We start from the raw sequence: 5,689 nt of genomic DNA, 5'->3' as shown, positions 1-5,689 counted from the left end.
AGCTTCACAGGCCCCTGAGCCGTCCGGTCCTCACGGATCTCGAAGTCCAATGCATCCCCTGAACTGGGGTGTTGCAACGACTCCTAGAACGCAAGCGATGCGGCCGGGCCCTTCCCGGTACGGCGTCAGGGACACGCCCGGCTCGGCGGGCGTCGGCGACTCAGCGGGCGTCGAGCGCCACGTAGTCGCGGATCTCGGTGCCGGTGTAGATCTGGCGCGGACGGCCGATCCGGCTGGTCGGGTCGTTGATCATCTCGTGCCAGTGGGCGATCCAGCCCGGCAGCCGGCCGAGCGCGAACAGCACGGTGAACATGCTGGTCGGGAAGCCCATGGCGCGGTAGATCAGGCCGGTGTAGAAGTCCACGTTCGGGTAGAGCTTGCGCGAGACGAAGAAGTCGTCCTTGAGCGCGTGCTCCTCGAGCTTCAGCGCGATGTCGAGCAGCTCGTCCGACTTGCCGAGCTGGCCGAGCACCTCGTGCGCCAGCAGCTTGACCTGCGCGGCGCGCGGGTCGAAGGCCTTGTAGACGCGGTGGCCGAAGCCCATCAGCTTGACGCCGGCCTCGCGGTTCTTGACCTTGGCGATGAAGGCGTCGACGTCGCCGCCGTCCTTCTGGATGCTCTCCAGCATCTCCAGCACGGCCTGGTTGGCGCCGCCGTGCAGCGGGCCCCAGAGCGCCGAGATGCCGGCCGAGATCGAGGCGAACAGGTTGGCGTGGCTGGAGCCGACCAGGCGCACGGTGGAGGTCGAGCAGTTCTGCTCGTGGTCCGCGTGCAGGATCAGCAGCTTGTCCAGCGCGTTGACCACGACCGGGTTGAGCTCGTAGTCCTCGGCGGGGACCGCGAAGGTCATCCGGAGGAAGTTCTCGACGTAGCTCAGGTCGTTGCGCGGGTAGACGAAGGGCTGGCCCATCGCCTTCTTGTACGCGTAGGCCGCGATGGTCGGGAGCTTCGCCAGCAGCCGGACCGTCGACAGGTGCCGCTGGGCGGCGTCGAACGGGTTGTGGCTCTCCGGGTAGAACGTGGAGAGCGCGCCGACCACCGAGGACAGCATCGCCATCGGGTGCGCGTCCCGCGGGAAGCCCTGGAAGAAGCGCTTGACGTCCTCGTGCAGCAGGGTGTGCTGGGTGATCTCGCGGTTGAACTCCGACAGCTGGTCGCCCGTCGGCAGCTCGCCGTTGATCAGGAGGTACGCGGTCTCGATGAAGCCACCCTGCTCGGCGAGCTGCTCGATCGGGTAGCCGCGGTACCGCAGGATGCCGTTGTCGCCGTCCACGAAGGTGATCGCGGACTTGTAGGCGGCGGTGTTGCCGAAGCCGTTGTCCAGGGTGACCAGGCCGGTCTGCGGGAGCAGCTTCGAGATGTCGAAGCCGGCGTTGCCCGCAGTGCTCTCGACGACGGGGTACTCGTACTCGCCGTCCTGGTACCGCAGTACTACCGAGTTGTCGCTCACGTCTTCCTCACCGACGAAATGAATCCTCTTCCAAGGTGCCCTGACTGTCTCTACCATCCCCCATCTGGCGGACAGCCGCGCACCCGGGGTGGCCCGAAAGGGACCACCCCTACAAAACCTGCCGCCCCATCCGGTACGAACCGGACAAGATCGGCACCACCCTAGGCTCTGCCGTAAATCTCTTCACGTCAAGAGAACAATAGAGGCAACCATCCGTTGGAGAATCATCCAGTGGCCAGCCGATGGTCGAGCGCGGCATGCCTGCGACCTGCACTGACGGTCCTCACGGCCTGCCCGATCGCCTTCCGTGACCCGACCAGCACAACGAGTTTCCTCGCCCTGGTCACGGCCGTGTAGAGCAGATTCCGCTGGAGCATCGTCCAGGCGGACGTGGTGACCGGAATCACCACCACCGGATACTCGCTCCCCTGCGACCGGTGGATCGTCACCGCGTACGCGTGCGCCAACTCGTCCAGCTCGTCGAAGTCGTACGGCACCTCCTCGTCCTCGTCCGTGAGCACGGTCAGCCGCTGGTCGTCCACGCTGAGCGAGGTCACCACTCCCACTGTGCCGTTGAAGACCCCGTTCCGCCCCTTGTCGTAGTTGTTCCGGATCTGCGTCACCTTGTCCCCCACCCGGAACGTCCGCCCGCCGAACCGCCGCTCCGCCAGCCCCTCCCGGGCCGGCGTCACCGCCGCCTGCAGCAGCGTGTTCAGGTTGCCCGCGCCCGCCGGCCCCCGGTGCATCGGCGCCAGCACCTGGACGTCCCGCCGCGCGTCGAACCCGAACCGCTGCGGGATCCGCCGCGCCACCACGTCCACCGTCAGCCCGGCCGCCCGCTCGGCGTCGTCCTCCACGAACAGGAAGAAGTCCGCCAACCCCTCCGTCAACGGCGGCAGCCCCTCGTTGATCCGGTGCGCGTTGGTCACCACCCCCGACTGCTGCGCCTGCCGGAAGATCCTGGTCAACCGCACCGACGGGATCGGCCCGCCGTCCGCCAGCAAGTCCCGCAGCACCTCGCCCGCCCCCACCGACGGCAACTGGTCCACGTCCCCCACGAACAGCAGGTGCGCTCCCGGCGCCACTGCCTTGACCAGCTTGTTCGCCAGGATCAGGTCCAGCATCGACGCCTCGTCCACCACCACCAGGTCGGCGTCCAGCGGCTGGTCCCGGTCGTACGCGGCGTCGCCGCCGGGCTTCAGCTCCAGCAGCCGGTGCACCGTCGAGGCCTCCACCCCGGTCAGCTCCGCCAGCCGCTTCGCCGCCCGGCCCGTCGGCGCCGCCAGCACCACCTTCGCCCGCTTCGCCAGCGCCAGCGTCACGATCGACTTCACCGTGAACGACTTGCCGCAGCCCGGCCCGCCCGTCAGCACCGCGACCTTCTCGGTCAGCGCCAGCCGCACCGATTGCTCCTGCTCCGGCGCCAGCTCCGCACCCGTCCGCTTCGCCAGCCACCCCAGCGCCACCGGCCAGTCCACGTCCGCGAACCACGGCATCCGGTCCGACTCCGCCCGCAGCAGCCGCAGCAGCTGGTTCGCCAGCGAGATCTCGGCCCGGTGGAACGGCACCAGGTACACGGCGGTGATCGGCTCGCCCGCCTCACCCGGCACCGACTCCCGCACCACCCCCTCCGCGGCCACCAACTCCGCCAGGCAGTCGATCACCAGCCCGACGTCCACCTGCAACAGCTTCACGCCGTCCGCGATCAGCCGCTCCTCCGGCAGGTAGCAGTGCCCCTGGTCGCTGCTCTGCGACAGCGCGTACTGCAGCCCCGCCTTCACCCGCTCCGGGCTGTCGTGCGGGATCCCCACCGCCTGGGCGATCCGGTCCGCCGTCAGGAACCCGATGCCCCAGACGTCCGCCGCCAGCCGGTACGGCTCGTTCTTCACCACCCCGATCGAGCCGTCCCCGTACTGCTTGTAGATCCGCACCGCGAGGGACGTCGACACCCCCACGCCCTGCAGGAAGACCATCACCTCCTTGATGGACTTCTGCTCCTCCCAGGCCGCCGCGATCTTCTTCGTCCGCTTCGGCCCCAGCCCCGGCACCTCGATCAGCCGGCCCGGCTCGTTCTCGATCACGTCCAGGGTCTCCACCCCGAACCGCTCCACGATCCGCTCGGCGAACCGCGGCCCGATCCCCTTGATCAGCCCCGAGCCCAGGTAGCGCTGGATGCCCTGGACCGTCGCCGGCAGCACCGTCGTGTAGTTCTCCACCACGAACTGCCGGCCGTACTGCGGGTGCGACCCCCACCGCCCGTGCAGCCGCAGCGACTCCCCCGGCTGCGCCCCCAGCAGCGCCCCCACCACGGTCAGCAGGTCGTTGCCGCCGCGCCCGGTGTCCACCCGGGCGACCGTGTAACCGGTCTCCTCGTTGGCGTAGGTGATCCGCTCCAGCACCCCCTCCACCTGGGCGAGCTGGCGCGGCGGGTCCGCCTGCCCCACCGGCGACTGCCGCGTCTGCCTGGCCACCGGGCCCCCTCCGTCCGTGCGGGTGCGCTTCCGCCTCGCACCGTACCGCCTGCGTCGGACAGTCCGTGCGGTCACGCTCCGTCTCCGCCGGTGCGGCAGCGCGTGCGGCGGCGGGCGCCCCGGTGCCAGGGTGGAAGCGGTACTCCCACCCCCTTGCCCGCGCCCCGCCGCGTCCCCGGCGCGACGGGCGCCGCCGAAGGAGCCGCGCCGCCATGCTCTCCACCGCCTTCGCCCCCGGCTCGCCCAACTGGCTCGACCTCACCAGCCCGGACACCGCCGCCTCGGTCGCGTTCTACCGCACGGTGTTCGGCTGGAGCTTCTCCTCCGCCGGGCCCGAGGCCGGCGGCTACGGCCTCTTCCAGCAGGACGGCCGCACCGTCGCCGCCCTCGGACCGTTCAGCGACGAGAACGCCCGCGCCGGCTGGACGATCTACTTCTGCACCCACGACGCCGACCGCACCACCGAACTGGTCGAGGCCGCCGGCGGCAAGGTCCGCTTCGCCCCCTTCACCGTGTTCACCAGCGGCCGGATGGCCGGCTACACCGACCCGGTCGGCGCCGACTTCGCCGTCTGGCAGCCCCACGACACCGCGGGTCTGGACGCCGTCACCGAGCCGGGCACGTTCTGCTGGGCCGAGTGCTACAGCGTCGACGCCGAGGCGGCCAAGGCGTTCTACCGCGCCGTCTTCTCCTGGCAGGAGCAGGACGTCCCGCTCGGCGAGGTCATGTACACCGTCCTCACGCCGGCCGGCGGCGGCACGGAGGACGCGCTCGGCGGCCTCATGCAGCTCGGACCCGAGCACACCGCCGCCGGGACCGCCTCGCACTGGCTGCCCTACTTCGAGGTCGTCGACGTGGACGCCGCCGTCGCGCTCGCCGAACGGCTCGGCGCGACCGTCCGGGTCCCCGCCACGGACGTGCACGGCGTCGGCCGGCTCGCCCAGCTGGTCGACCCCCACGGCGCCGTCCTCGCCGTCATCACCAGCACGGTGCAGGGCGGGTGACGGCAGGTCACCGGCCGGGTCGGGCCCTGAGGGGCCCGGAAGGGGCGCTGAAGGGGCACTGAGGGGGCTGGCGGCGTCGGCGGGGGCGGGCGGGGGGACACGAGGGCCCACGGGTGGGTGGGACGGGCCCTCAGGGGCTGCCTAGGCTGTGATCATGACCGATCTGACGATCCGCCGGGCCACCGCCGACGACCTGCCGGCGATAGTGGCCATGCTCGCCGACGACCCCCTGGGCGCCACCCGTGAGAGCCCCGACGACCTCACCCCCTACCGCGACGCCTTCGCCCGCATCGACGCCGACCCGCACCAGCACCTGGTCGTCGCCGAACGCGCCGGCCGGACCATCGGCACGCTGCAGCTCACCGTCGTCCCGGGCCTCTCCCGGAAGGGCTCCACCCGGACGATCATCGAGGCGGTCCGGATCCACGCCGACGAACGCGGCAGCGGCCTCGGCACCGAACTGATCCGCTGGGCGATCGAGCGCTCGCGCGAACTCGGCGCCGACCTCGTCCAGCTGACCTCCGACGCGACCCGCACCGACGCCCACCGCTTCTACGAGCGCCTCGGCTTCGTCGGCTCGCACCTCGGCTTCAAGCTCCCGTTGTAGTACGCCTTCCGCATCCCGCCGTAAAACGCAGAGAACCCCCACCCGGGATCCGGGTGGGGGTGCTCTGTGAATGATTGTTCGGCGGCGTCCTACTCTCCCACAGGGTCCCCCCTGCAGTACCATCGGCGCTGTGAGGCTTAGCTTCCGGGTTCGGAAT

Annotated in this window: 4 protein-coding genes and 1 rRNA gene; 2 read left to right on the top strand and 3 right to left on the bottom strand. The window is 70.6% G+C overall.

Annotated elements, in window-relative coordinates; all coding sequences use genetic code 11:
• Positions 1 to 160 precede the first annotated feature (160 nt).
• Together ACFVHB_RS39750 and ACFVHB_RS39745 are read right to left on the bottom strand one after the other, a co-directional pair.
• Positions 161 to 1,450, bottom strand: a complete 1,290-nt coding sequence (locus ACFVHB_RS39750; RefSeq protein WP_380332820.1) for a citrate synthase — start codon at positions 1,448 to 1,450, stop codon at positions 161 to 163.
• 224 nt (positions 1,451 to 1,674) lie between these two features.
• Complete coding sequence (locus ACFVHB_RS39745) at positions 1,675 to 3,921, bottom strand: ATP-dependent RecD-like DNA helicase (RefSeq protein ID WP_380332818.1); 2,247 nt, start codon at positions 3,919 to 3,921, stop codon at positions 1,675 to 1,677.
• A 212-nt stretch (positions 3,922 to 4,133) separates the two neighbouring features.
• On the opposite strand from ACFVHB_RS39745, the gene ACFVHB_RS39740 reads away from it, so the two are divergent.
• Together ACFVHB_RS39740 and ACFVHB_RS39735 are read left to right on the top strand one after the other, a co-directional pair.
• On the top strand, positions 4,134 to 4,925 hold the full coding sequence (locus ACFVHB_RS39740) for a VOC family protein (protein ID WP_380332816.1): 792 nt from the start codon (positions 4,134 to 4,136) through the stop codon (positions 4,923 to 4,925).
• A 154-nt stretch (positions 4,926 to 5,079) separates the two neighbouring features.
• Entirely contained in the window at positions 5,080 to 5,532 is a 453-nt protein-coding gene (locus ACFVHB_RS39735) for a GNAT family N-acetyltransferase (RefSeq protein WP_380332815.1), read from the top strand.
• A gap of 76 nt (positions 5,533 to 5,608) precedes the next feature.
• On the opposite strand, the gene rrf is transcribed toward ACFVHB_RS39735, so the two are convergent.
• Positions 5,609 to 5,689 (bottom strand): 5S ribosomal RNA (gene rrf, locus ACFVHB_RS39730); the annotation flags it as partial.

This window comes from Kitasatospora sp. NPDC127111 (assembly GCF_042677465.1).
Lineage (GTDB): Bacteria > Actinomycetota > Actinomycetes > Streptomycetales > Streptomycetaceae > Kitasatospora.
Note: the sequence above shows the minus strand (reverse complement) of the source record. Positions and strands in the feature narration are given on the sequence as shown.